The sequence below is a fragment of the Prauserella marina genome (assembly GCF_002240355.1).
Lineage (GTDB): Bacteria > Actinomycetota > Actinomycetes > Mycobacteriales > Pseudonocardiaceae > Prauserella_A > Prauserella_A marina.
Map to the genome: position 1 here is coordinate 513,751 of NZ_CP016353.1, position 23,355 is coordinate 537,105.

The 23,355-nt window shown below is 65.5% G+C and carries 22 protein-coding genes; 15 read left to right on the plus strand and 7 right to left on the minus strand.

The window, feature by feature from the left end; all coding sequences use genetic code 11:
• The first annotated feature begins 15 nt into the window (after positions 1-15).
• Genes nuoH through nuoN form a run of 7 tightly spaced genes read left to right on the plus strand, consistent with a single transcriptional unit; the run spans position 16 to position 8,092 of the window.
• Positions 16-1,317 (plus strand): NADH-quinone oxidoreductase subunit NuoH, encoded by a 1,302-nt coding sequence (nuoH, locus tag BAY61_RS02200; protein WP_091802531.1) that lies wholly within the window; start codon positions 16-18, stop codon positions 1,315-1,317.
• On the plus strand, positions 1,304-1,870 hold the full coding sequence (gene nuoI, locus BAY61_RS02205; RefSeq protein ID WP_091801867.1) for an NADH-quinone oxidoreductase subunit NuoI: 567 nt from the start codon (positions 1,304-1,306) through the stop codon (positions 1,868-1,870). The genes nuoH and nuoI overlap by 14 nt, the downstream gene beginning before the upstream one ends.
• The gene (locus tag BAY61_RS02210) at positions 1,867-2,715 is read left to right on the plus strand and encodes an NADH-quinone oxidoreductase subunit J (protein WP_091801869.1); all 849 of its coding nucleotides are present in this window, start codon (positions 1,867-1,869) and stop codon (positions 2,713-2,715) included. The genes nuoI and BAY61_RS02210 overlap by 4 nt, the downstream gene beginning before the upstream one ends.
• Positions 2,712-3,011, plus strand: coding sequence for an NADH-quinone oxidoreductase subunit NuoK (gene nuoK / locus BAY61_RS02215; protein ID WP_091801872.1), 300 nt, complete (start codon positions 2,712-2,714; stop codon positions 3,009-3,011). The genes BAY61_RS02210 and nuoK overlap by 4 nt, the downstream gene beginning before the upstream one ends.
• 10 nt (positions 3,012-3,021) lie before the next feature.
• The gene (nuoL, locus tag BAY61_RS02220; protein WP_091801874.1) at positions 3,022-4,920 is read left to right on the plus strand and encodes an NADH-quinone oxidoreductase subunit L; all 1,899 of its coding nucleotides are present in this window, start codon (positions 3,022-3,024) and stop codon (positions 4,918-4,920) included.
• Positions 4,917-6,509, plus strand: a complete 1,593-nt coding sequence (locus tag BAY61_RS02225) for an NADH-quinone oxidoreductase subunit M (protein WP_091801877.1) — start codon at positions 4,917-4,919, stop codon at positions 6,507-6,509. The genes nuoL and BAY61_RS02225 overlap by 4 nt, the downstream gene beginning before the upstream one ends.
• A gap of 8 nt (positions 6,510-6,517) precedes the next feature.
• Positions 6,518-8,092, plus strand: a complete 1,575-nt coding sequence (gene nuoN, locus BAY61_RS02230; protein ID WP_091801879.1) for an NADH-quinone oxidoreductase subunit NuoN — start codon at positions 6,518-6,520, stop codon at positions 8,090-8,092.
• Between the two features lie 8 nt (positions 8,093-8,100).
• Here nuoN and BAY61_RS02235 read toward each other — a convergent pair whose 3' ends face one another.
• Genes BAY61_RS02235 through BAY61_RS02250 form a run of 4 tightly spaced genes read right to left on the minus strand, consistent with a single transcriptional unit; the run spans position 8,101 to position 11,001 of the window.
• Positions 8,101-8,787 (minus strand): ESX secretion-associated protein EspG, encoded by a 687-nt coding sequence (locus BAY61_RS02235; RefSeq protein WP_091801882.1) that lies wholly within the window; start codon positions 8,785-8,787, stop codon positions 8,101-8,103.
• 8 nt (positions 8,788-8,795) lie between these two features.
• Positions 8,796-9,941, minus strand: a complete 1,146-nt coding sequence (locus tag BAY61_RS02240) for a PPE domain-containing protein (RefSeq protein ID WP_091801885.1) — start codon at positions 9,939-9,941, stop codon at positions 8,796-8,798.
• Between the two features lie 2 nt (positions 9,942-9,943).
• The gene (locus tag BAY61_RS02245; RefSeq protein WP_091801888.1) at positions 9,944-10,549 is read right to left on the minus strand and encodes a DUF3558 domain-containing protein; all 606 of its coding nucleotides are present in this window, start codon (positions 10,547-10,549) and stop codon (positions 9,944-9,946) included.
• Positions 10,549-11,001, minus strand: a complete 453-nt coding sequence (locus tag BAY61_RS02250) for a hypothetical protein (protein WP_091801891.1) — start codon at positions 10,999-11,001, stop codon at positions 10,549-10,551. The genes BAY61_RS02245 and BAY61_RS02250 overlap by 1 nt, the downstream gene beginning before the upstream one ends.
• A gap of 243 nt (positions 11,002-11,244) precedes the next feature.
• Between BAY61_RS02250 and BAY61_RS02255 the strand changes: the two genes are divergently transcribed.
• Both BAY61_RS02255 and BAY61_RS02260 read left to right on the plus strand, forming a co-directional pair.
• Complete coding sequence (locus tag BAY61_RS02255) at positions 11,245-12,264, plus strand: polyprenyl synthetase family protein (RefSeq protein WP_211323508.1); 1,020 nt, start codon at positions 11,245-11,247, stop codon at positions 12,262-12,264.
• A 78-nt stretch (positions 12,265-12,342) separates the two neighbouring features.
• The gene (locus BAY61_RS02260; protein WP_245865703.1) at positions 12,343-13,641 is read left to right on the plus strand and encodes a sunset domain-containing protein; all 1,299 of its coding nucleotides are present in this window, start codon (positions 12,343-12,345) and stop codon (positions 13,639-13,641) included.
• A 64-nt stretch (positions 13,642-13,705) separates the two neighbouring features.
• Here the strand turns inward: BAY61_RS02260 and BAY61_RS02265 are convergent, their stop codons facing one another.
• The 3 genes from BAY61_RS02265 to BAY61_RS02275 all read right to left on the minus strand — a co-directional run bounded on the left by BAY61_RS02265 (position 13,706) and on the right by BAY61_RS02275 (position 17,275).
• Positions 13,706-14,770: a 2-oxoacid:ferredoxin oxidoreductase subunit beta gene (locus BAY61_RS02265; RefSeq protein WP_091801899.1), complete on the minus strand. Its 1,065-nt coding sequence runs from the start codon at positions 14,768-14,770 to the stop codon at positions 13,706-13,708.
• Positions 14,757-16,682, minus strand: a complete 1,926-nt coding sequence (locus tag BAY61_RS02270; protein ID WP_091801902.1) for a 2-oxoacid:acceptor oxidoreductase subunit alpha — start codon at positions 16,680-16,682, stop codon at positions 14,757-14,759. The genes BAY61_RS02265 and BAY61_RS02270 overlap by 14 nt, the downstream gene beginning before the upstream one ends.
• A 146-nt stretch (positions 16,683-16,828) precedes the next feature.
• A complete protein-coding gene (locus tag BAY61_RS02275; RefSeq protein WP_091802534.1) occupies positions 16,829-17,275 on the minus strand; it encodes an Lrp/AsnC family transcriptional regulator in 447 nt (148 codons plus the stop codon).
• A gap of 73 nt (positions 17,276-17,348) precedes the next feature.
• Here BAY61_RS02275 and ddaH point away from each other — a divergent pair, with 73 nt between their 5' ends.
• From ddaH to BAY61_RS02305, 6 genes are all read left to right on the plus strand, one after another.
• A complete protein-coding gene (gene ddaH / locus BAY61_RS02280; protein ID WP_091801905.1) occupies positions 17,349-18,197 on the plus strand; it encodes a dimethylargininase in 849 nt (282 codons plus the stop codon).
• 186 nt (positions 18,198-18,383) lie between these two features.
• Positions 18,384-19,619, plus strand: coding sequence for a class I SAM-dependent methyltransferase (locus BAY61_RS02285; protein ID WP_091801907.1), 1,236 nt, complete (start codon positions 18,384-18,386; stop codon positions 19,617-19,619).
• Positions 19,616-20,410, plus strand: coding sequence for a sugar phosphate nucleotidyltransferase (locus BAY61_RS02290; protein ID WP_091801909.1), 795 nt, complete (start codon positions 19,616-19,618; stop codon positions 20,408-20,410). The genes BAY61_RS02285 and BAY61_RS02290 overlap by 4 nt, the downstream gene beginning before the upstream one ends.
• Positions 20,377-21,054 carry a PIG-L deacetylase family protein gene (locus BAY61_RS02295; protein WP_091801913.1) on the plus strand — a complete coding sequence of 226 codons (678 nt, stop codon included), beginning with the start codon at positions 20,377-20,379 and terminating at the stop codon, positions 21,052-21,054. The genes BAY61_RS02290 and BAY61_RS02295 overlap by 34 nt, the downstream gene beginning before the upstream one ends.
• A gap of 3 nt (positions 21,055-21,057) precedes the next feature.
• On the plus strand, positions 21,058-22,080 hold the full coding sequence (locus BAY61_RS02300) for an NAD-dependent epimerase/dehydratase family protein (RefSeq protein WP_091801916.1): 1,023 nt from the start codon (positions 21,058-21,060) through the stop codon (positions 22,078-22,080).
• A 17-nt stretch (positions 22,081-22,097) separates the two neighbouring features.
• On the plus strand, positions 22,098-23,351 hold the full coding sequence (locus BAY61_RS02305; protein WP_091802537.1) for a DUF4910 domain-containing protein: 1,254 nt from the start codon (positions 22,098-22,100) through the stop codon (positions 23,349-23,351).
• The last annotated feature ends 4 nt before the right edge of the window (positions 23,352-23,355 follow it).

The window sequence follows — 23,355 nt, forward strand, 5'->3', positions numbered from 1 at the left end:
CAGGTGCAGGAGCCCATGACGAGGGCGGAACTGCTCGCGGACGACCCGTTGTGGCTGATTCTGCTCAAGGCCGTCGTGCTGATGCTCATCGGTCCGATCATGACGGTCGTGCTGATCGTCGGAGAGCGCAAGACGGTCGGCAGGATGCAGAACCGGCCGGGACCGAACAGGGTCGGGCCGAAGGGGTCGTTGCAAGCCGTCGCCGACGCGATCAAGCTTCCGTTCAAGGAACAGATCATCCCGGACACGGCCGATCGCAAGGTGTACTTCCTGGCACCGATCATCGCCGTCGTCCCAGCGCTCATCGGGCTCGCGGCGATCCCGTTCGGACCTGAGGTGACGATCTTCGGGGAACGCACCGTTTTGCAGCTCGTCGAGTTGCCGGTCGGCGTCCTGCTGATCCTCGCCGGTGCCTCCATCGGCGTTTACGGCATCGTGCTCGCGGGCTGGGCTTCCGGCTCGCCCTACCCGCTGCTCGGCGGTATGCGCTCCGCCGCGCAGGTGATCTCCTACGAGATCGCGATGGGACTTTCGATCGTCGGTGTCGTGCTCTACTCGGGCACGCTCGCGACGGGAGGGATCGTCGACGCGCAGGCGAGCGGCTGGTACTTCTACCTGCTGTTGCCGAGCTTCGTCATCTACCTGATCTCGATGGTCGGCGAGACGAACAGGGCGCCGTTCGACCTTCCCGAGGCCGAATCGGAACTGGTCGGCGGTTTCCACACCGAGTACAGCTCAATGAAGTTCGCGATGTTCTTCCTCGCCGAGTACACCAACATGGTGATCGTCTCGGCGTTCGCGACGACACTGTTCCTCGGCGGCTACCTGTTCCCGTTCGTCGGGGTCGACCACGCGCTCAACCAGGGCTGGCTGCCGGTTCTGTGGTTCTTCATCAAGATGGGCGGCCTGCTGTTCCTCTTCATCTGGCTGAGGGGCACGCTGCCGCGATTCCGCTACGACCAGTTCATGAAGCTCGGCTGGAAGGTGCTCGTTCCGGCCAACCTCGTCTGGCTGGTGCTCATCGCGGCCATCAGGGCAATCCGCAACGAGGGCAACGTCTCCACCGGTCAGATACTGATCATCGGCGGCATCGTCATCGTGGTCATCGTGTTGCTTACCCTGCTGCTGCCCGAAAAACGGATACCCGACGACGATTCGGTGCCGATCACCGGCGGAGGCTATCCGGTACCGCCGCTCGATCTGAAGGTTCCCGATACGACACCGCGCAGGAAGGCACTGAAAGCCAAAGCCAAGGCGGAGAAGAAGGAACCGGCCGCGGTCGCTGCCACGAAGGAGGGTTCCGATGGGGATATTTGATCCCATCAAGGGCTTCGGCGTCACCTTCTCGATGATGTTCAAGAAGGTCATCACCGAGGAGTATCCGGAGATCGGCGCGCCTGCCGCGCCCCGATACCACGGGCGTCACCAGCTCAACCGGCATCCCGACGGGCTGGAGAAGTGTGTCGGCTGCGAGCTGTGCGCATGGGCCTGTCCTGCCGACGCGATCTTCGTCGAGGGTGGCGACAACACCGAGGAAGCCCGGTACTCGCCAGGCGAGCGCTACGGCATGGACTACCAGATCAACTACCTGCGCTGCATCGGTTGCGGGTTGTGCGTCGAGGCCTGCCCGACCCGGTCGCTGACGATGATCAACTTCTACGAACTCGCCAACGACAACCGGCAGGACCTCATCTACACCAAGGAGGACCTGCTCGCGCCGCTGCTGCCGGGGATGGAGCAACCACCCCACCCCATGCGGCTCGGCAAGGACGAGCAGGACTACTACGTCAACGGCCCGGAACTGGCTCGCGACCGCGGTGTCCCTTCCGGTGAAACCGTCGAGACGAGTGAAGAGAAGGCAATGCAATGATCGCGCCACTCCTTGCTCAGGCGACCGAGCAGGCGACCGTCTCGACGGGGGAGGCCGTCGCGTTCTGGGTGCTCGCACCCATCGCGGTGGCCGGTGCGCTCGGCATGATCTTCGCCCGCAACGCCGTGCACTCCGCGTTGTGGCTCGTGTTGACCATGCTCTCGCTCGGCATGCTCTACCTGATCCAGCGCGCGCCGTTCCTCGGTTTCACCCAGATCATCGTCTACACCGGCGCGATCATGATGCTGTTCCTGTTCGTGCTGATGATGGTGGGCCGAGAATCCTCCGACTCCGTCGTCGAAGTGCTCAGGGGACAACGGCTGGCCGCCGCGATACTCGGGGTCGGCGTCGCCGGTGTGCTCGCCGGCGCGCTCACCAGGTCGATGGCCAACGTCACGCCCGCGCCGCCATTGGACTCGTGGGCTCCGGACGGCGGCGGCGCGGGTGGCCTCGGCAGGCTGATCTTCACCGACTACCTCTTTCCCTTCGAACTGACCTCGGCGCTGCTGATCGTCGCGGCGATGGGTGCCATGGTGCTGGCGTTCACCGACCGGCACTCCAAGGCGGGCAAGCGCGGTCAGCGCGAACTCGTCGTCGCCAGGTTCAGGGGCGAGTACGAGCGCCCTTCGCCGAAGCCGGGACCCGGTGTCTACGCCACGACCAACTCGGTGGCCGCGCCCGCGCTGCTGCCCGACGGTTCGGTCGCCCCGGAGTCGCTGTCCGAGATCATCGAATCGACTCCCGCCGCACGGTTGACCGCCGACCGCGAGCAGGTCGCCGACGACACGGCAAAACCGGACGCGCACGCGCTGACCGGCCGTGAAGAGAAGGGGGAGGGCGAGTGACCCCCACCTATTACCTGCTGCTTTCCGCGCTGCTGTTCACCATCGGCGCGGTCGGGGTCCTCGTGCGCCGCAACGCCATCGTGGTGTTCATGTGCATCGAGTTGATGCTGAACGCGGTGAACCTGTCGCTTGTCACCTTCGCGCGCATCAACGGCTCGATCGAGGGCCAGGTCATGGCGTTCTTCGTGATGGTCGTCGCCGCCGCGGAGGTCGTCGTAGGGCTCGCGATCATCATGGCCATCTTCCGCACCCGGCGTTCGGCCTCGGTCGACGACACCAACCTGCTGAAGTACTAGGGGACCAACCTTGATGGCATCATCGTGGCTGCTGGTCGCGTTTCCCGCGCTCGGTGCGCTCATCCTGCTTGTCGGTGGTAACCGGACCAACGCTTGGGGGCACCTGCTCGGCTGTGCGACGGTCATCGCGTCCTTCGTGTACGGCCTTGCCCTGTTCTTCGGCAACTCGTTCGAACAGGCCACCGACACCACCGTTTACTCGTGGATTCCGGTCGAGGCGTTGCAGGTGGACTTCGGCCTGCGCGTCGACGCACTCTCGGTGATCTTCGTTCTGCTGATCACGGGTGTCGGTTCGCTGATCCACATCTATTCGATCGGCTACATGTCCGACGACGCCGACAGGCGAAGGTTCTTCGGTTACCTGAACCTGTTCGTCGCCTCGATGCTGGTGCTCGTACTCGGCAACAGCTTCGTGATGCTGTACCTCGGCTGGGAAGGCGTCGGTCTCGCCTCCTACCTGCTCATCGGCTGGTACACGAACCGTCCTTCCGCGGCTACGGCCGCGAAGAAGGCGTTCCTGATGAACAGGGTCGGCGACGTCGGGCTCGCGCTCGCGATCTTCCTGATGTTCAAGTACATCGGAAGCACCGGCTACGCCGAGGTGTTCGCCGGTATCGGCGACCTCTCGCCCGGTGTCATCACCGCGATCGCGTTGCTGCTACTGCTCGGCGCCTGCGGCAAGTCCGGCCAGTTCCCGTTGCAGTCGTGGTTGCCGGACGCGATGGAGGGCCCGACCCCGGTCTCGGCCCTCATCCACGCCGCGACGATGGTCACCGCCGGTGTGTACCTCATCGCGAGGGCGGCGCCGATCTACAACCTCACCGAGGACGGCAGGCTCGTCGTCACCATCGTCGGCGCGTTCACGTTGCTGCTGGGCGCGATCATCGGTTGTGCATACGACGACATCAAGAAAGTGCTCGCGTACTCGACCGTCAGTCAGATCGGCTACATGATGCTCGCCGTCGGGCTCGGGCCGCTCGGCTACGCGCTCGCCATCGCGCACCTGCTGACCCACGGCTTCTTCAAGGCGGGGCTGTTCCTCGGGGCGGGCTCGGTCATGCACGCCATGAACGACGAAGTCGACATGCGCAAGTTCGGTGGCCTCTACAAGAAGATGCCGATCACGTTCGCGACGTTCGGGCTCGGCTACCTCGCCATCATCGGCTTCCCCTTCCTCTCCGGGTTCTTCACCAAGGACGCCATCATCGAGGCGGCTTTCGGTCAGGAAGGCTGGCGTGGCTGGGTGTTCGGCGGTGCGGCCTTGCTCGCGGCCGGGATCACCGGCTTCTACATGACGAGGCTGATGTTGCTGACCTTCTTCGGCAAGGAACGCTGGAAGGAAATAAAGTCGGCCGACGGCAGGGAATTCCACCCTCACGAATCACCACCGGTGATGACCGCGCCGATGGTCGTACTCGCGATCGGCTCGGTCGCGGCAGGTGCCTTCCTGATCATGGGCGACCGGCTCGCGAACTTCCTCACCCCTTCGGTCGGCGAACTGATGGAGTCCGAGCACGGCGTGCTGCCACACGCGTTGATCCCGTGGCTGACCGTCGCGATCTCCGCGCTCGGTGTTCTGCTCGCCTGGACGTTGTTCGGCAGGAGGGACACTCCCGTCGAGCGGCCGGAGAACGTCGCGTGGCCGGTCAGGGCCGCCCGTAAGGACCTCTACGGCAACGCGCTGAACGAGGCCCTCGTGGCGACACCGGGCCTGTGGCTCACGCGGTTCGCCGTTTTCGTCGACAACAAGGGCGTCGACGGCGCGGTCAACGGAATCGCGGCGACCCTCGGCGGCGGATCGGGCAGGCTGCGGAGAATGCAGACCGGGTTCGTCCGCTCCTACGCCCTCTCGATGCTCGGCGGATCGTTCCTGATCGTCGCCGCACTGCTATTGGTGAGGTTCTCATGACCTGGCTGCTCGTACTCATCCTGCTGCCGCTCGCGGGCGCGCTCGTCCTCACCGGACTCCGGGCGAACGACCGGCTCGCCACGATCACCGCGCTCGCGGTGACGATCGTGGAACTGCTGCTGGTCATTCCACTGTGGATGAGCTACGACCCCGGCGGCGAGCGACTGCAACAGGTGTCCTCGATGGACTGGATCCCCGCTTTCGGGGTTCACATCTCCTTCGGGACGGACGGCATCTCGCTGATCATGATCGCGATGATCGCCCTGCTGGTGCCGATCGTCATCGGTGGACTGTCCTCGACGGACAAACTGCCGGAGGGACGCAGCGCGGCCGGTTTCCTTTCGCTGATCCTCGTACAGCAGTCGCTGACGATCGCGGTGTTCGCCGCGACCGACGTCTTTCTGTTCTACGTGCTGTTCGAGATCATGCTCATCCCGATGTACTTCCTCATCGGCAGCTACGGCGGCGCGAACAGGCAGTACGCCGCGGTGAAGTTCTTCCTGTACTCGTTCCTCGGCGGCCTCATCATGCTGGCCTCGGCGATCGGTGCCTACTCGCTCGCGGCCGACCAGCTCGGCGAAGGCACGTTCGACTGGGAAACCCTCGTCCAGGTCGTCAGTGACGCCCCGGCGAGCACACAGATCTGGCTGTTCCTCGGTTTCTTCCTCGCCTTCGCGATCAAGGCACCGCTCGTTCCGTTCCACACCTGGCTTCCCGACGCGGCAGGCCAGGCGCCGATCGGAGTCACGGTCCTGCTCGTGGGCGTACTCGACAAGGTCGGAACGTTCGGGTTCCTCCGCTACTGCCTCCCGATGTTCCCCGAGGCAAGCGAACGGCTCGCGCCGCTCGTGCTCGTGCTCGCCGTGGCAGGCATCATCTACGGGTCGATGCTCGCGGCAGGCCAGCAGGACATGAAGCGGTTCGTCGCCTACGTCTCGCTCGCGCACTTCGGGTTTATCGCGCTCGGGATCTTCGCCTTCACGCCGCAGGCTCTCGTCGGCTCCGCCACTTACATGCTCAACCACAGCCTCGCGACGGGCATGCTGATCATCGTCGTCGGGTTGATCGCGACAAGGGGCGGATCGACCCGCATCTCCGATTACGGGGGAATGGCCAAGCTGACCCCCGTGCTCAGCGGAATGCTTTTGCTCGCCGGTCTGTCCACTTTGTCTCTGCCGGGCACCAACTCGTTCATCAGCGAGTTCCTTGTCCTCATTGGCTCTTTCGAGACACGGCCGGTCTACGCGATCATCGCCACCGTCGGCATGGTGCTCGCGGCCGCCTACGTGCTGTGGCTCTTCCAGCGCATCATGACCGGCCCGGTGCGCGGTGACGCGCTCGTCGGCGTCGGCACCACCCCGCAGCCGAGCCCGGACCCCGGGCCAGGCCAGGGCGGAGGAACGGCGACCGCGGTGGCACCGAGCACCGTCGGCGAGAAGAAGGTCATCAAGGATCTCTCGGTCAAGGAGATCGCGGTGCTCGCCCCGTTGGTGGTGCTGATCGTCGGGCTCGGCTTCTACCCGAAACCGGTGCTTGACACGGTCACGCCGTCGGTGGAAGCGACACTTTCAGCGGTGCAGGAAAGGTAACGCCAGCCGTGTTGAACGTTTTTCTCGCACAGCAGCAAGAGGCCATCGACGCACCGGGGATCGACTGGGCGGCGATCCTGCCCCTGCTGATCATCTTCGGTGCGGCCTGTATCGGAGTCCTCTTCGAGGCGTTCCTGCCACGGCACATGCGGTGGTCGAGTCAGGTCGTACTCGGTCTGCTCGCCCTGGTGTCGGCTGGTGTCGCGCTCGGCGCGTACGCGAGTGGTTCGCCTGAACGCGGGGTGACCACGTTCAGCGGCACGCTCTCCGTCGACCGGCCCGCGCTGTTCCTGTGGGGCACGCTGCTCGCACTGTCGGTCGCGGCGTTGCTGCTCATCGCCGACCGTTCCGTCGAACCGGGCGGCGCTTTCGTCGCGCAGGCAGGTATCGCTCCCGGCACCGTGCAGGACAGGGCACAGGTCGGTTCGACGGGAATGCAGACCGAGGTTTTCCCGCTGGCGCTGTTCGCGCTCGGCGGCATGATGACCTTCACGGCGGCCAACGACCTGCTCACCATGTTCATCGCGCTGGAGGTACTCAGCCTTCCGCTGTACCTGATGTGTGGCCTCGCGAGGCGGCGCAGGCTGATCTCGCAGGAAGCCGCGGTCAAGTACTTCCTGCTCGGTGCTTTCGCGAGCGCCTTCTTCCTCTACGGCCTCGCGTTGCTGTACGGCTACGCGGGTTCGGTCAAGCTCGCCGACATCGCCAACGCGACCGCGGGTACCGACCGTTCCGACACACTGCTGTTCGCCGGAATGGGCCTGCTCATGGTCGGCCTTCTCTTCAAGGGCTCCGTCGGGCCGTTCCACACCTGGACGCCGGACGTCTACCAGGGCGCGCCGACGCCGGTCACCGCGTTCATGGCCGCCTGCACCAAGGTCGCGGCCTTCGGCGGCATTCTGCGCGTGCTCTTCGTCGGTTTCGAGTCGACGAACTGGGAATGGCGCGGCGTGCTGTGGGCGGTGGCGATCGTCTCGATGGCCATCGGTGCCGTCATCGGCCTCACCCAGACCGACCTCAAGCGCATGATCGCCTACTCGTCGATCGCGCACGCGGGATTCCTGCTCATCGGCACTATGGCGATCACGGACGACGGGCTTTCCGGCACGCTGTTCTACCTGCTCGCCTACGGTTTCACCACGCTCGCCGCGTTCGGCGTGATCTCGCTGGTGCGCGACTCCTCCGGTGAGGCGACGCATCTTTCGGCGTGGGCGGGGCTCGCGAAACGTTCACCGTTGCTGGCGGCCGTCTTCACGTTCCTGTTGCTCGCGCTCGCCGGTATCCCGTTGACGAGCGGGTTCGTCGGCAAGTTCGTGGTGTTCTCGGCGGCGCTGTCGGACGGGATGGCACCGCTCGTGGTCATCGCGCTCGTGTTCAGCGCGATCGCGGCGTTCTTCTATCTCAGGGTCGTCGTGTTGATGTACTTCTCGGAGCCCGCGCAGGACGGCCCCTCCGTGACCGTGCCGGGAGCGTTCACCACGGCCGCGATCGCGCTCGGCGTCGTGGTGACCTTGCTGCTCGGTGTCGCGCCCACGTTCGCGCTCGACTGGGCTGGTGCGGGCGGCTTCGCGATCGGATTCTGAGTTCTTGGTTAGTCCAGAGTGGACCGGGCAGCGGCGAGCCTCGATGCCAGCCGCCCCGGTTCGCCTGGGAACACCGTGAGGTAGTCGCTGGTGTCGCGTTCGATGCCGACCCTGCCGTACTCGGTGTCGAGGTAGCTCACCGGCCGCTCGGTTCGTCCGCGACTGCCGTTCTTCGCGCGCCTCGCGGTGTACAGGTGCCCCATGCCGAATTGGGGCGCTGCCAGTATTTTCGCGAGCCACCGTGCTTCGATGCGGTATCCCGGGTAGTCGTAGGCGGCGACGGAGAACGGGGTGAACTCGGCTGGCTCGATCGCGGGAAGGTGGCTGACGAGCGCGGCGGGCAGGTCCTCGTCGGCGACGACGTCGAGCCGGACCCGTTCCGCGTGATGCAGAGCTACGATCGCGGTGCTGGCCTGAACGGCAACGAGCACGCCGTACTGCTGTTCGTGAGTGCGAAGGTAGGCGTAGTACTCGGTGTACGGGCGATCGATGATGCGCAGTACCTGCTCGAAATCGGGGTCGAGGGCGGTACCGTCGGCGAGTCCGAGTCCGCTGAGTTCGCTCAGTGTTTCCCGCTTCAGCCGGTCGTCGGCAGCGGGCGGGATGTAGCGGTTGCCGCCCGCGAAGATCAGGTGCGGTTCACCGCATCCTGCCCACCTCATCGCGGTGAGCAAACTGTGAAGTGACAACTCCACGGGGAAGGCTATCTTTCCTTGCGCTCGCCGATGACCGGCGGTGTGGTCTGCTGGAACGGGCCGGCGAACGTGTCGTCGGGGTCGGCGTTGCGCAGGTAGGCGGGCGCGCGGCGGTCTTTGTCCTCGTCGTCCCTTCCCTTGCCGGGTCCCATTGTGCCCATCGGCATGCCCATGGACCCGCGGCCCTGCGCCGCGCTTGCGCCGACCGGGGTGTTGCGCGCCGGTGCGCCGGGAAACGCGCCGGTTCCTTTGCCTGGTGCGGCTGTCCCTCTGCCGTTGACCGGCGATCCACCTGGCGTCCCGGGGCGCCCTGCGCGGGTTGATCCGGGGCTGCCACCCTTGGCTTGGCCGTTCGGGTTTCTTGTTGCCGAGGGGAGTTCGGGCGCAGCGGAGAACCACTGGGTGGTGCCCGGCCTGCTGGTGGGGCCGAAGTGGAGACTTTCCGGTCGTGGCACCGGTGAGCTTGCCGCTGCCGGGGTGTAGGTCGAAGCCGTGGTGGCCGATGGCCCGGTTGCCGTGCTTACCGCGCTCGTCGTCGTGTGTGACATCGCGTCCGTTGTGGACGGTGCGGTAAAGGCGGCGGCGGGGAAGGGAGTGGTGACAGATCCGGTGCGCGGCGTCTGGCCGGTGTCGTCGGCGAGCCGGATGGGCGAGCCGGGATCGGTCAATGGGGTGTAGTCGGCTGGCATGGTGTCGCCATTGGTGTTACTGGCTTGGTGGTAAGCAGCGAATGCCTGGATGTTGGCATGTGCGATTTCCTCGTGTACGCGGAGCCGGTCCTCGTAGGTCACAGAGCTGAAAAGGTCGTCGGGTGTCAGCGCGGGCCGTTCGGGGACGGGAACGATGGCGTGGCGCGCGTGTCCGAAAGCGGTGAGTTGTTCGGTGACCGATCCGTGTGCCACGTCGAGCAACTCACTGTCCTGAGTGGATGCGTTGGCGAGTGGGGTCGCCGCGTTGGCTGCCGCGTCACTCGCCTTCCCCTGCCAACCGGCCTCGATGGCTTTGCCGAGCGAGCTGACCTCGTCGGCGCAGGCCGCGAGCTCTTCACGGAGTTTGCGGGCGGCTTCCTGAGCGGCGAAAAGCCGGTCACCACCGTCGCCCGCGTTGATCTGCCAGAAGATCGCGCCCGCGCTGAGTGGCCCCTCGGTTGCCATGATCAGTTCCTCGCCTTGATGTTTCCGATGACCGCGGTGGCGACCTCATGCGCCGCCTCGCAAGGATCAAGCTCGCCAACCCGGTCATCGCTGAGGATCAGGGTTATGTCCACTGTGCTCTCGTTACTCATGCCGACCCGGATCGAGCATTCGCCCTTGTCCCGATTGTCGCTCACACCGTATGCCACGGCTGGATAGTCGTCCGCTGGAGGCATTTCTTCGAAGAAGGCGAATTTCCTTCCGTTTTCATCGTAGAGCGCTGTTAGGCCACTATCCGAGACCTGGGGGAAACCGACGTAGATTCTCGCTTCTCCCAGGCTTCTTCCCCAGCGGCATGAGGGGCCAGTGGCGCCACTTGGGTCTGGCTCTGCTGTCACATTTATGCCTACAAAGTCCCGGGACTCATGCTTTGTTATTGCATCGCATGGTGTTTCGAGGAAGTGATCTACTTGCAGTGGGATGTCAACTCTTGGGACGCCGGGTCCGGGAGTGGAACCAGTTGTGTCTGAAATCCCATTGCTTGACGCATGTTCTTTCGAGGTGGCGGAGCAGCTCGCTAGGAGTATGGAAGTTAGAAGTGTGATGACTAGCGCACCCGTGTGGCGCATCAGAATCTGCCCTGTGTGGAGTGGCGGATCTCGATGACTGCTTGCTCCTCAGCCTGACGGTAGTCCGCAATTGCAGCCTCAAACTTTTTCGCCATCGCTTGGCAGTATTGCATTCGCTTGTCTAGCGCATCGGACAACGCTAAGCCGGATAAGCGGATGCGCTCAGCGTTGTTGATGCTGGCGTACTCGGCGCCAGGACCTTCAGCGTCTGTGAGTTGACGTGCTTCGGTCTTGGCCTTCTCGAAGCGGAGGCCGAGGGCTTCCCATTTGTCCGCTATGGAGCGGAGCTGGTCTGGCGTGAAGGCATAGCCGCCGTCCGGTACGGGATCACCGGTGGTTGCCGGACCTGTCCATGGATCGACGCTGTCGCCCTGGGGCTGGACACCGGTCCTGGACGGCGGCACGTAGACGGTCGGGTCGGGCTCGGCATGCCCTTGGACCACGTTCGACATCGTCCCCCACTATGTCGTTGCCGTTATTAATCAAACACTCTCCGCTATCGACGCAGCTCAGGCTAACACGGTTTCCTTCGCCCAGATGTCCGTTTCGGCGGCTTCCCCGAACGGGGCATCGCCGTTGCGACAAGGGGTGTCGCCCTCATCACGCAGGTCGCAGGCCCAGCGGGTCGTGAGCTACCGGATGCCGCCCATTAGGCTGGTGAGGACCGTGACCCAGTGCCGGAAAGGGCGGACGACGTGTCAGTGCGTGATGGCGCTATCGACGATTTGCGCGCTGCAGTCGGGCTGCAGATCGCGGACGAGGAGCTGCTGCGCACGCTCGCCAAGGGCCTGCTCGACGTCGAGGACGTTCTCCGGCAGGTGGTGCGCAGCGATGTGCAGGCCGTGAACGAGGCGGCGAGACACCTCGTCGAAGCGGGCGGCAAGCGTTTTCGTCCCATGTTCACCTTGCTCGCGTCGCAATTCGGCTCGGGGGACAGACAGGGGGTCGTGACGGCGGCGGCCGCGGTGGAACTCGTCCACCTCGCGACGCTGTATCACGACGACGTGATGGACGAGGCCACCATGCGCCGCGGCGCACCGAGCGTCAACGCGCGGTGGGACAACACCATCGCGATCCTCACCGGAGACTTTCTTTTCGCACACGCGTCGAGGCTCGTCGCCGATCTCGGCACCGACGCGGCGCGGATCATCGCCGAGACCTTCGGCGAACTCGTCACGGGACAGATGCGGGAGACGGTCGGTCCCGGACCGGATGAGGACGCCGTCGAGCACTATCTTTCGGTGATCTCCCAGAAGACCGGTTCGCTGATCGCTACGGCGGGCCGGTTCGGCGGAATGCTCTCCGACGCCCCCGATGCCTACATCGACTCGCTGCGCCGCTTCGGGGAGATCATCGGCACCGCCTTCCAGATCTCCGACGACATCATCGACATCGACTCGCCCTCGCACGAACTCGGGAAGTCGCAAGGCACCGACCTGCGCGAAGGCGTCCGCACCTTGCCGATGCTCTACGCGCTCGCCGAGGACAAGCCGCAGCCACGCCTGGTGGAGCTGCTCGACGGTCCGCTCACCGACGACGTGCTCGTGGAGGAAGCGCTGGTTTTGCTGCGCGATTCTCGCGGTCTCGAACGCGCACGCGTCACCCTTTCCGACTACGCTCAGCGCGCGAGGACGGAGCTGTCGTCACTGCCGCCTTCGCCGGCTCGCGACGCATGCGAATCGGTGGCCGACTATCTCGTCGCACGCACCCGTTGACGGGCTGTCCGGCTCGGCGACGCGAAGGTAAAGACTGAGGAGGACAGCGCGGGTATGTCCATATTCGGGCAGGTTTGGGTGTTCAGCGCAATCGCTTTCGTGCTGGGCGCGTTCCTCTCCTGGCTCTTTCTAGTACGCCCTGCGCAACGGCGCATCCGGGAACTGGAGCGCCGGCTCGCGGCAAGCGAGCGTTCGGTGCCGGTCGAGCCTGGCCACGGAACGCGTGTTTTCGACAGAGCGGGCTCCGCCGACGCCGAACCGGTCGCCCCGGTCGTCGCCGCTCCTTCGACGAGACACTTCGAGCCCGTCGAACCTGAGCAGGCCGCGGCGGAACAGACTCAGCACATCCCGCCGGTGACGAACTGGCCCGAGCGGGACAGCATGCAGGACGCCGGAGGTCGGCACGCGACACCACGCGTCGAGGAAAGCGACTGGCAGGACGTCGCCGCCGTGCTCGACGCCGACGACTCCATGCGCGGCGGGCCTGGCGCGCACGCCGGACTCGACGCCGATGACGAGCAGGAGACTCGCGCCTTCTCGTACTACGACGAACCGCGGGCCTATCCGGCCGACGAACCGAAGATCGACCAGCAGCTGCCCGATCCGGAGCCTGTCGAGCCGCGGCACACCGAACCGGAGCAGGCCGAATATCCGGAACCCGCCGAGCACACCGAACCGGAACCGGTCGAGCAGGAGCAGCAGCCGGACCCGGTGACCGAACGGCTCGCATTCGAGCCGGAGCCGGAACCCGAACCGGTGGCAGAGCCGGAACCGGAACAGCCACCACGCAAGGCGCCGAGCCTTTTCGAACCGGTGCCGTTCGATTTCGACGACGAGGACGACGAGGACTACTCGCGGCCCGAATCGCCTCGGTCGGAACCGGAAACGAGCCCGCCGGCCTACGCGTTCGGAGCGCAGGGCGCCGCGCCGGAGCCGGAGTCCCCCGTCGAACAAACCCAGGTGTTGCCCAAGCGCCAGCCGCGCTCGTCTCCGCCGGGGGGTTTCGATCCGCCCAAACCCATCCAGCCTTCGATGCGGCCGGTGGCGCGCAGGGAGCCGGACCAGGAGGGGCCGACGCACAGCGGTTCCCTTTTCGAACCCACCGTCGCGCCGACGGGAACCGGTGGTCCGACCGCCCCGCCCGCCAGGGACGTCGACAGCTCGGAGGGGCGGCTTCCTCCCGGGCCGTTCGGTCCAGGATCGGCGATGCCGAAGCCGGGAGGCGGACGGCCTTCCGATGACTTCGCCGTGAAGGCGAGCGTCACCGCGTTGCGCTACTGCACGGAAGAATCCGCGCAGTTCCCGCGCATGGTCGCCGAGGTCTGGTTCCGCACTCCCTCCGACGCCGAACGCGTCGGCTTCCGCCCGCTCAGCTGACAACCGCGAACACGAAACCGCCCCCGGCGAACCAAGCCGGGGGCGGTTTCGTGTTCGCCTCAACTCAGGCGACGGTCCAGGTGTCCTTGCCGCGCAACAGGCTTTGCAGGTCGGGAGCTTTCGCCTCCGCTGCCTGCTCGACCTGGAACCTGGCCTGGTCGTCGTAGGTCGGCCTTTCCACCTGGCGGAAGATGCCGGTCGGGGTGTGGGTCAGGTTCTGGTCGCCCAGCCGTGACAGCGCGAAAGCGTAGGCGGTGTCGTCGATGGTGGGGTCGTGCACGACAAGGTCGTCCTCACCGATCTCGGAGACCTTGCCGATCTCCAGCCCGCCCCAGCCACCGCGGCCGACGCCGTACTCGCCTTCGGGGCCGAACCTGATGGGCTCGCCTGGCCGCAACGGGATCAGCCTGCGCTGCGCCTCGTCCTTGTCCTTGAGTACTTCGAAGGCGCCGTCGTTGAAGATTGGGCAGTTCTGGTAGATCTCCACCAGCGCGGAACCCCGGTGTCGCGCGGCGGCGTTCAGTACCTCGGTGAGGCCCTTCTTGTCGGAGTCCATGGCCCTGCCGACGAACGAGGCTTCGGCGCCCAGCGCGAGCGAGATCGGGTTGAACGGGGTGTCGAGGGAGCCCATCGGGGTGGACTTGGTGACCATGCCCTGGTCGGAGGTCGGTGAGTACTGGCCCTTGGTGAGCCCGTAGATCCGGTTGTTGAACAGCAGGATCTTCAGGTTCACGTTGCGCCGGAGACTGTGGATCAGGTGGTTGCCGCCGATGGAGAGCGCGTCGCCGTCGCCGGTCACCACCCACACCGAAAGGTCAGGCCGGGTGGTGGCCAGACCGGTCGCGATGGCGGGTGCCCTGCCGTGGATGGAGTGCATCCCGTAGGTGTTCATGTAGTACGGGAACCGGCTCGAGCAGCCGATTCCTGACACGAACACGATGTTCTCGCGCTTGAGTCCCAGCGTCGGAAGGAACGACTGGATGGTGTTCAGCACGATGTAGTCGCCGCATCCAGGACACCAGCGGACTTCCTGGTCGGATTTGTAGTCTTTGGCTTTTTGCGGCTCTTCGGTCGTCGGCACCAGATCGAGCCCGCCGATCTGCGGGAGACCCAGATCAGTGGCGGTCAACAGTGGCCTCCTTGTTACCGGTGATGATGTCGGTGAAGACGCCTTCAAGTTCTTCGGCCTTGAACGGCAGTCCCGCGACCTTGGTGTAGGAGTTGATCTCGGTGAGGTACTTGGCCCGCAGCAACATGGCGAGTTGACCGAGATTCATCTCGGGCACCACGACCGTTTCGTACGAGGCGAGCAGGTCACCGAGGTTGGCTGGGAACGGGTTCAGGTGCCGCAGGTGCGCCTGCGCGATCGGCAGCCCGTTCTTGCGCACCCTGCGGCAGGCGGCGCCGATTGGTCCGTACGAGGAGCCCCAGCCGAGCGCGAGCACCTTTGCCTTGCCGCCGCTCGGGTCGTCGACCGTGAGGTCGGGAACCTCGATGTTGTCGATCTTGCGCTGGCGCAGCCGCACCATGTGATCGTGGTTGTCGGGGTCGTAGGAGATGTTGCCCTTGCCGTCGGCCTTCTCCAGTCCGCCGATGCGGTGCTGCAAACCGGGGGTGCCGGGGATGGCCCATTCGCGAGCGAGGGTTTCCGGATCGCGAACGTAGGGCCAGAACTCGCCGGAACCGTCGGTGGCGTTGGGCTCCGACGCGAAGGTCACGCGCAGGTCGGGAAGATCTTCGACGTCGGGAATCAGCCATGGTTCGGACCCGTTGGCTACCGCGCCGTCCGAAAGCAACAGCACCGGAGTGCGGTAGGCCAGCGCGATCCTGGTGGCTTCGAGCGCGATGTCGAAGCAGTCGGCCGGTGAGCACGGAGCCACGATCGGCACCGGCGATTCGCTGTTGCGGCCGAACATGGCCTGTAGCAGGTCGGCCTGCTCGGTCTTCGTGGGCAAGCCGGTGGAAGGGCCACCGCGCTGCACGTCGATGACCAGCAACGGAAGTTCCGTCATCACGCCGAGGCCGATGGTCTCCGACTTGAGCGCGATCCCCGGACCCGATGTCGAGGTGACGCCGAGCGCCCCGCCGTAGGAAGCGCCGAGCGCGGCGCCGATGCCCGCGATCTCGTCCTCGGCCTGGAACGTGATGATGCCGAAGTTCTTGTGCTTCGACAGTTCGTGCAGCACGTCGGAGGCGGGCGTGATCGGGTAGGTGCCGAGCAGTACCGGAAGGCCCGACTGCTGACCGGCCGCGACGATTCCGTAGGCGAGCGCGGTGTTGCCGGTGATCTGCCGGTAGGTGCCCTCAGGCAGCTTCGCGGGCAGGACCTCGAAGGTCGTGCCGAACGCCTCGGTGGTCTCGCCGTAGTTCCAGCCGGCGCGGAAGGCGAGGATGTTCGCCTCGGCGATCTGCGGTTTCTTGGCGAACTTCTCAAGGAGGAACTGCTCGGTGCCCTCGGTCGGCCGGTGGTACATCCACGACAGCAGGCCGAGCGCGAACATGTTCTTGCAGCGCTCGGCGTCCTTCTTGCCGAGGCCGGTGTCGGCGAGCGCGCCCTGGGTGAGGGTGGACATCGCCACCCTGTGCACCTCGAAGTCGGAAAGGCTGTCGTCGCCGAGCGGGTCGGCCTCGTAGCCGACCTTGGTCAGGTTCCGCTTGCTGAACTCGTCGGTGTTGACGATCAACGTCCCACCATGTGGAACGTCGGCGAGGTTTGCTTTCAGCGCGGCGGGGTTCATTGCCACCAGCACGTCCGGCCGGTCTCCCGGCGTCAGGATGTCGTAGTCGGCGAAGTGAACCTGGAAGCTGGATACGCCGGGAATCGTGCCCTGTGGCGCACGGATCTCGGCGGGAAAGTTCGGAAGGGTCGCAAGGTCGTTGCCGAAGGCAGCGGCCTCGGAGGTGAACCGGTCGCCGGTCAGTTGCATGCCGTCGCCGGAGTCACCGGCGAACCTGATGACTACGCGGTCGAGCCGGCTTACCTCCGTGGGTCGCGTCGTCGACAGCGCGCCAGTACCACTGCCGTTCGCACTCGTGCTCATGGGCCAGGGAATCCCTCTCTCACGACTGGGCGCGGACAACGCTCAATACTTCGAGATTACTTGGTGTTTTCGGGCGCTGTGCAGGGGTGTGATCCGGCTTACCTGTGACCAGCGGTAACCCTGTTCTGACTTCCCAGGAACTGGGATCAGGTCTTGGGATTCGGCGGTCGTTCGAGCAGTGTCGAGAGCACGACGGTCGACACGGTCCTGTCGATGATCTCCAGCCCGCGCAGCCGTTCGAGCGCGGTTTCGAGGTGGTGGATGTCGGCCGCCCTGAGGTGCACGATCGCGTCGGCCGCCCCCGAGACCGTGTAGGCGGCCACCACCTCGGTCAGCGGTTCGAGATGGTGGCGGATCCGCGCGGGCGCGACGTTGCCGTTGCAGTGCACCTCCACGAACGCCTCGGTGCCCCAGCCGAGTGCCTCGGGGTCGACGACAGCCGTGAACCCGCGCAGCACGCCGGTGTCGAGCAGCCGGTCGACCCTTCGCTTGACCGCGGGAGCGGACAGGCCGACCACCTTTCCGATCTCGGCGTAGCTGGACCTGGCGTTGGTCACGAGGCACGAAACGATTCGCTGATCTAGCGTGTTCACACGCAACATCTAGCACACAACTGCGCAACCAACATTGATTGCTTGCGCGATCGGGCGGTCATACATTCGAAGTATGACGGAGACCTTGCCGTCGCCGGTGCGTGTTCCCACTCCTCGCCACTACGTGATGTGCCCGCCGCGGTTTTTCACCGTCGACTACGCGATCAACCCGTGGATGGATCCGGAGCGCCCCGTCGACACCGACCGCGCGATGGCGCAGTGGACCGCGCTGCGTGATCTTTACCTGAGTCTCGGGCACACGGTGGACGTGGTCGAACCACAGCCGGGGCTGCCGGACATGGTGTTCGCGGCCAACTCGGCGACCGTGCTCGACGGCAGGGTGCTCGGCGCGCGGTTCCGCGCGCGGCAACGCGCGGCGGAGGCGGAGCACTTCCGCCGCTGGTTCGTCGAGAACGGCTACCGGGACGTCACCATGCCGAGGCGGATCAACGAGGCCGAGGGCGACTTCGCGTGGACGGGCTCGTTGCTGCTCGCGGGCACCGGGTTCCGCACCGATCGCGAGGCGCACGCCGAGGCCCAGGAGACGCTCGGCGCCGCGGTCGTTTCGCTGCGGCTCGTCGACCCCCGCTACTACCACCTCGACACGGCATTGTTCGTGCTCACCGAGGCCACCGAAACCGTGCCTGCCAGCGTCGTCTACTACCCGGACGCCTTCTCGGCCGGGTCGCGGCGCGTGCTTGAGCGCCTCTTCCCCGGCGCGGTGCTCGCCGAAGAGGCCGACGCCGCGTGCTTCGGCTGCAACGGTGTCTCCGACGGACGCAATGTCGTCCTGCCCGTGGAGGCGACCGGGCTCGCCGAGCGGCTTGCCGCCGAGGGCTACGTGCCCCACTTCGTCGACATCTCGGAGTTGCGCAAGGCAGGCGGGGGCCCGAAGTGCTGCACGATGGAGATCCGCAAGTAGCGGGCTCTCGGCGGGATGGGCGGAAATGACCAACCGACAATTCCGGTAACGCGTCAATGAGCAATCCCGGTTGCATGTCTCAATTCCGAATCGGCTCCATCGGCTACTCGCATTTCTTGTAACGGCGGGCCTTTGCTCAGCGAATCAGCCCATGCCGGAAGCAGTCGGGGGCCAAGGAGCCAGTAGATGACAACATGCCGACTCTGTGGTTCGTCAAACCTGGCCAGCGTAGTGGATCTTGGTGCGACGCCACCGTGTGAACGGTTCCTCACGAGCGAACAGCTCGACGAAGAAGAACCGAGCTTTCCCTTGCACCTCAGGGTGTGCACGAGCTGCTGGCTCGCGCAGATCCCGCCCCTGATCACACCTGAGGAAACGTTCACGGAGTACGCCTATTTCTCGTCGTATTCCCGGTCGTGGGTCGATCACGCGAAGAGTTTCGTCGACGCCGCCGTCGACCGGCTCGCTCTCGGGCGCGACTCGTTCGTCGTCGAGGTCGCCAGCAACGACGGGTACTTGCTCAAACACGTTGTGCAGCAGGGAATCCGGTGCCTGGGCATCGAGCCGTCCCGCAACGTCGGCGAGGCCGCCAGGGCCGAAGGCGTCCCGACGTCGACCACCTTCCTGAGCGAGTCGAGCGGTTCCGAGGTCAGGGACGGGCACGGCCCGGCCGACCTCGTCGTCGCGAACAACGTGTACGCGCACATCCCGGACATCGTCGGTTTCACCAAAGGGCTGCGCGCGCTCGTCGCCGACGATGGCTGGGTTTCGATCGAGGTGCAGCATCTGCTCACTCTGATCAACAACGTCCAGTACGACACGATCTACCACGAGCACTTCCAGTACTACACGGTCGAATCGGCGAGGAACGCGCTCGACTCGGGTGGTTTGTCCCTTGTGGACGTCGAACTGCTCGATACGCACGGCGGGTCCATCAGACTGTGGGCGCGTCCCCGTGAGGTCACCGGTGAGCAGAGCGCTCGGATGGTCGATGTGCTGGAAAAGGAGAAAGCGGCGGGCCTGCACGAGCTCTCCGGATACGCCGACTTCTCGGCGAACGTCACGAGGGTGCGGCTCGACCTGCTCCGCTTCCTCGTCGCGATGGAGGAGGCCGGTAAGTCGGTCGTCGGCTACGGTGCGCCCGGCAAGGGCAACACGCTGCTCAACCACTGCGGAATCCGGACCGATCTCCTGCCGTACACGGTGGATCGCAATCCCTACAAGCACGGCAGGTTCACGCCGGGAACCCGGATTCCGGTGCTGCCGCCGGAGCGGATCGCGGCCGACCGGCCCGATTACGTACTCGTGCTTCCGTGGAACCTCAAGGCGGAAATCATGACTCAATTGTCCTATGTGGCCGAATGGGGAGGGAAGCTGGTCTTCCCCATTCCGCGACTGGAGATCGTCGAGGTGAACTCGTGAAGGTCGTGCTCTTCTGTGGCGGTTACGGAATGCGGATGCGGGGCGGCGTCGCCGGAGATGCCCCCAAGCCCATGCAGATGGTCGGCCCCCGGCCGCTGATCTGGCATGTGATGCGCTACTACGCGCACTTCGGGCACACCGAGTTCGTTCTGTGCCTCGGGTACGGTGCGCACCACATCAAGGACTTCTTCCTGCACTACGAGGAGACTGCGTCCAACGACTTCGTCTTGCGACGCGGCAAGGCCGAGCTGCTGTCGACGGACATCTCGGACTGGTCGATCTCGTTCGTGCAGACCGGAATCGAGTCGGCCATCGGGGAACGGCTGCGCCGGGTTCGCGAACACCTCGACGGCGACGAGATGTTCCTCGCCAACTACGCCGACGTGCTCACCGACGCCCCGCTGCCCGACATGATCGAACGATTCGAGGCGTCGTCGGCGGGTGCCTCGATGATGGTGGTTCCACCGCAATCGTCTTTCCACTGCGTCGAACTCGGGGAGGGCGGCGTCGTCGGCGCCATCACGGCGGTGAGCGAGATGCCGCTGTGGGAAAACGGCGGTTACTTCGTGCTGCGACAGGAGATCTTCGACCACATTCCCGAAGGCGGAGACCTCGTCGCCGACGGCTGCGCGGAACTCGCCAAGCGGGGCAATCTGCTCGCCTATCCCTATCGAGGGTTCTGGAAGCCGACCGACACCGTCAAGGAACGGTTCGCGCTCGACGAATCCTACGCGCGAGGAGACCGTCCGTGGGCGGTATGGGAACGGCAGGAAAGGGCGCGAACCGCGTGATCGCACTGACCGGCCGCCCACTGCGGAGGATTGTCGCGCTCGGGGCGCATTGCGACGACATCGCCATCGGAGCGGGTGGCACGCTGCTCGCGTTGTGCTCGGCGAATCCGGGAATCACCGTCGACACGCTTGTGCTCTCAGGGGGAGGTGGTGAGCGGGAGGCCGAGGAACTGGCCGCGCTCACCGCGTTCTGTGGTGGTGCGACGCTGAACCTGACCGTGCTCAAGCTCCCCGACGGCCGCCTGCCCGCGCATTGGGACGAGGCCAAGTCCGCCGTCGAGGAACTGCGGGCCCGCACCGAACCGGACCTCGTGCTCGCTCCCCACGGAGGGGACGCGCACCAGGATCACCGGGGTCTTGCCCAGCTCGTCCCCACGGTTTTCCGCGACCATCTCGTGTTCGGCTACGAGATCGTGAAGTGGGACGGCGACTTGACGACCCCGACCGCGTACCAACCGCTGACGGCCGAACTGGCCGAGGAAAAAATCCGGTTGCTGCAACAGCATTATCCGTCCCAGCGACATCGTCCTTGGTATGACCGCGAAGCGTTTCTCGGGCTGGCCCGGATTCGCGGCATCGAATGTCAGCGGCGATACGCCGAGGGCTTCCACGTTCGAAAGCTCGTCGTCGACCTGGAGGGTTGATCAGTGCGCGTTCTGCTGACCGGACACAAGGGTTATCTGGGGACCGTCATGGCGCCGGTGCTCGCGGCGGCGGGTCACGAGGTCGTCGGTCTCGATTCGGGTCTCTTCGAGGAATGCCTGCTCGGCCCCGCGCCGGTCGAGCCGCCAGGGCACCTCGTCGACCTTCGCGACGTGACCCCCGACCTTGTGCAGGGCATCGACGCCGTCGTGCACCTCGCGGCACTGTCGAACGACCCGCTCGGCTCACTCGCGCCCCAGCTCACCTACGACATCAACCAGCACGCTTCGGTGCGGCTGGCGAGGCTGGCGAAGGAAGCGGGCGTCAGCAGGTTCCTCTACGCCTCGACCTGCTCCGTCTACGGCGCCGCCAACGCGCACGCGCTGGTCGACGAGGACGCGCCACTGCGCCCGGTGACCCCGTACGCGGAGTCGAAGGTGCGCGTGGAAGAGGAGGTGCACGGGCTCGCCGACAGCGACTTCACCCCGGTTTTCCTCCGCAATGCCACCGCGTTCGGCTTCTCGCCTCGCCTGCGTGCCGACATCGTGCTCAACAATCTCGTCGGGCACGCGTACCTCTCGGGAAAGGTGCTCGTGCTCTCCGACGGCACGCCGTGGCGGCCACTCGTGCACGCGAAGGACATCGCGGCGGCCTTCACCGCGGCGCTCAGCGCGGACAGGAATGCGGTGCACGCCAAGGCGTTCAATATCGGTACCGAACGCAACAACCTCACGGTCGCGCAGATCGCGGGCAAGGTGGTCGAGGCCGTTCCAGGATCGGAGCTCGTCATCACGGGGGAGACCGGTGCCGACCCCCGGTCCTATCGCGTCGACTTTTCCCGCTTCCGCGACGCCGTCGGCTTCGACTGCGAGTGGAGCGTCAAAGCGGGCGCCGTCGAACTGGTGGATGCCTACCAGCGGTTCGGCCTGACCTCAGGCCGGTTCGAACAGCGGTACACCAGGCTGGCCTGGTTGAAATCCCGCACGAACGCGGGCGGTATCGACGAGTCACTGCGGCGGCGGTCGTGACCGATGCGGGCGCCGACATGCACGCTCTCGTCGAGCGGCTGTATCCGTTGTGCCGCAGCATCACCGGCGATGGTGTGCGGGCGACGCTCGACATCATCGGCGAGTACCTTCCGCTGACGCGACACGAGGTACCGACCGGAACACCGGTTCTCGACTGGACCGTCCCCGAGGAGTGGAACATCAGCGGCGCCTACATCGCGACCGCCGACGGCAGGCGGGTGGTGGACCTCGCCGATTCCTCCCTGCACGTCGTGAGCTACAGCGTTCCCATCGCGGAGACCATGAGCCTCGACGAACTGCGGCCACACTTGCACACTCTGCCCGAACATCCCTCGTGGATTCCGTACCGCACCAGCTACTACGCGAGGGAGTGGGGATTCTGCCTCCCCCACGACACCCTGACCTCGCTCGCGGAAGGCGAATACGAGGTCCGGATCGATTCCACATTGGAGGAAGGGCACCTCAGCTATGCCGAGCACGTGGTCGAAGGCGCCGTGGCCGACGAGGTCATCGTGTCCTGCCACGTGTGTCATCCCTCGCTCGCCAACGACAACCTCGCCGGTATCGCGGTCGCGGTTCAGCTCGCACGTGCTCTCGCCGAAACCGGGACGCACTACACGTACCGGTTTCTCTTCATTCCCGGCACGATCGGGTCGATCACCTGGCTCGCACGCAACCGCCAACGGCTCGACGTCGTCAAGCATGGTCTGGTGCTCGCCTGCGCGGGCGACCGCGGTGCGTTGACCTACAAGAGAAGCAGGCGGGGCAACGCCGAAATCGACAGGGTCGTCGAGTACGTACTTCGCGAGGGCGACCGGCCGCACACGCTCGTCGACTTCTCGCCCTACGGCTACGACGAACGCCAGTTCTGCTCGCCTGGCTTCGACCTCGGGGTCGGCTCGCTCACCAGAACTCCCTACGCGGGCTACCCCGAGTACCACACCTCTGCCGACAACCCGGGCTTCGTCACCCCTGCCGCCATGGCCGACACCCTCGGTGCCTGCCTGGAGGCGTTCGGTGTTCTTGACCGCAACCGCCGCTACGTCAACCTGAGCCCGTTCGGCGAACCGCAGCTCGGCAGGCGAGGGTTGTACGAATCGCTGGGAGGGCGCAGCGACGCGAAACAGGCGCAACTGGCCATGTTGTGGGTACTGAACCTCTCCGACGGCGAGCACACGCTGCTCGACATCGCCGAGCGGTCGGGCTTGCCGTTCGAAACCCTCGTCGTCGCCGCCGACGCGTTGCGCGCCGCCGGCCTGCTCAAGGAGTGAGGCC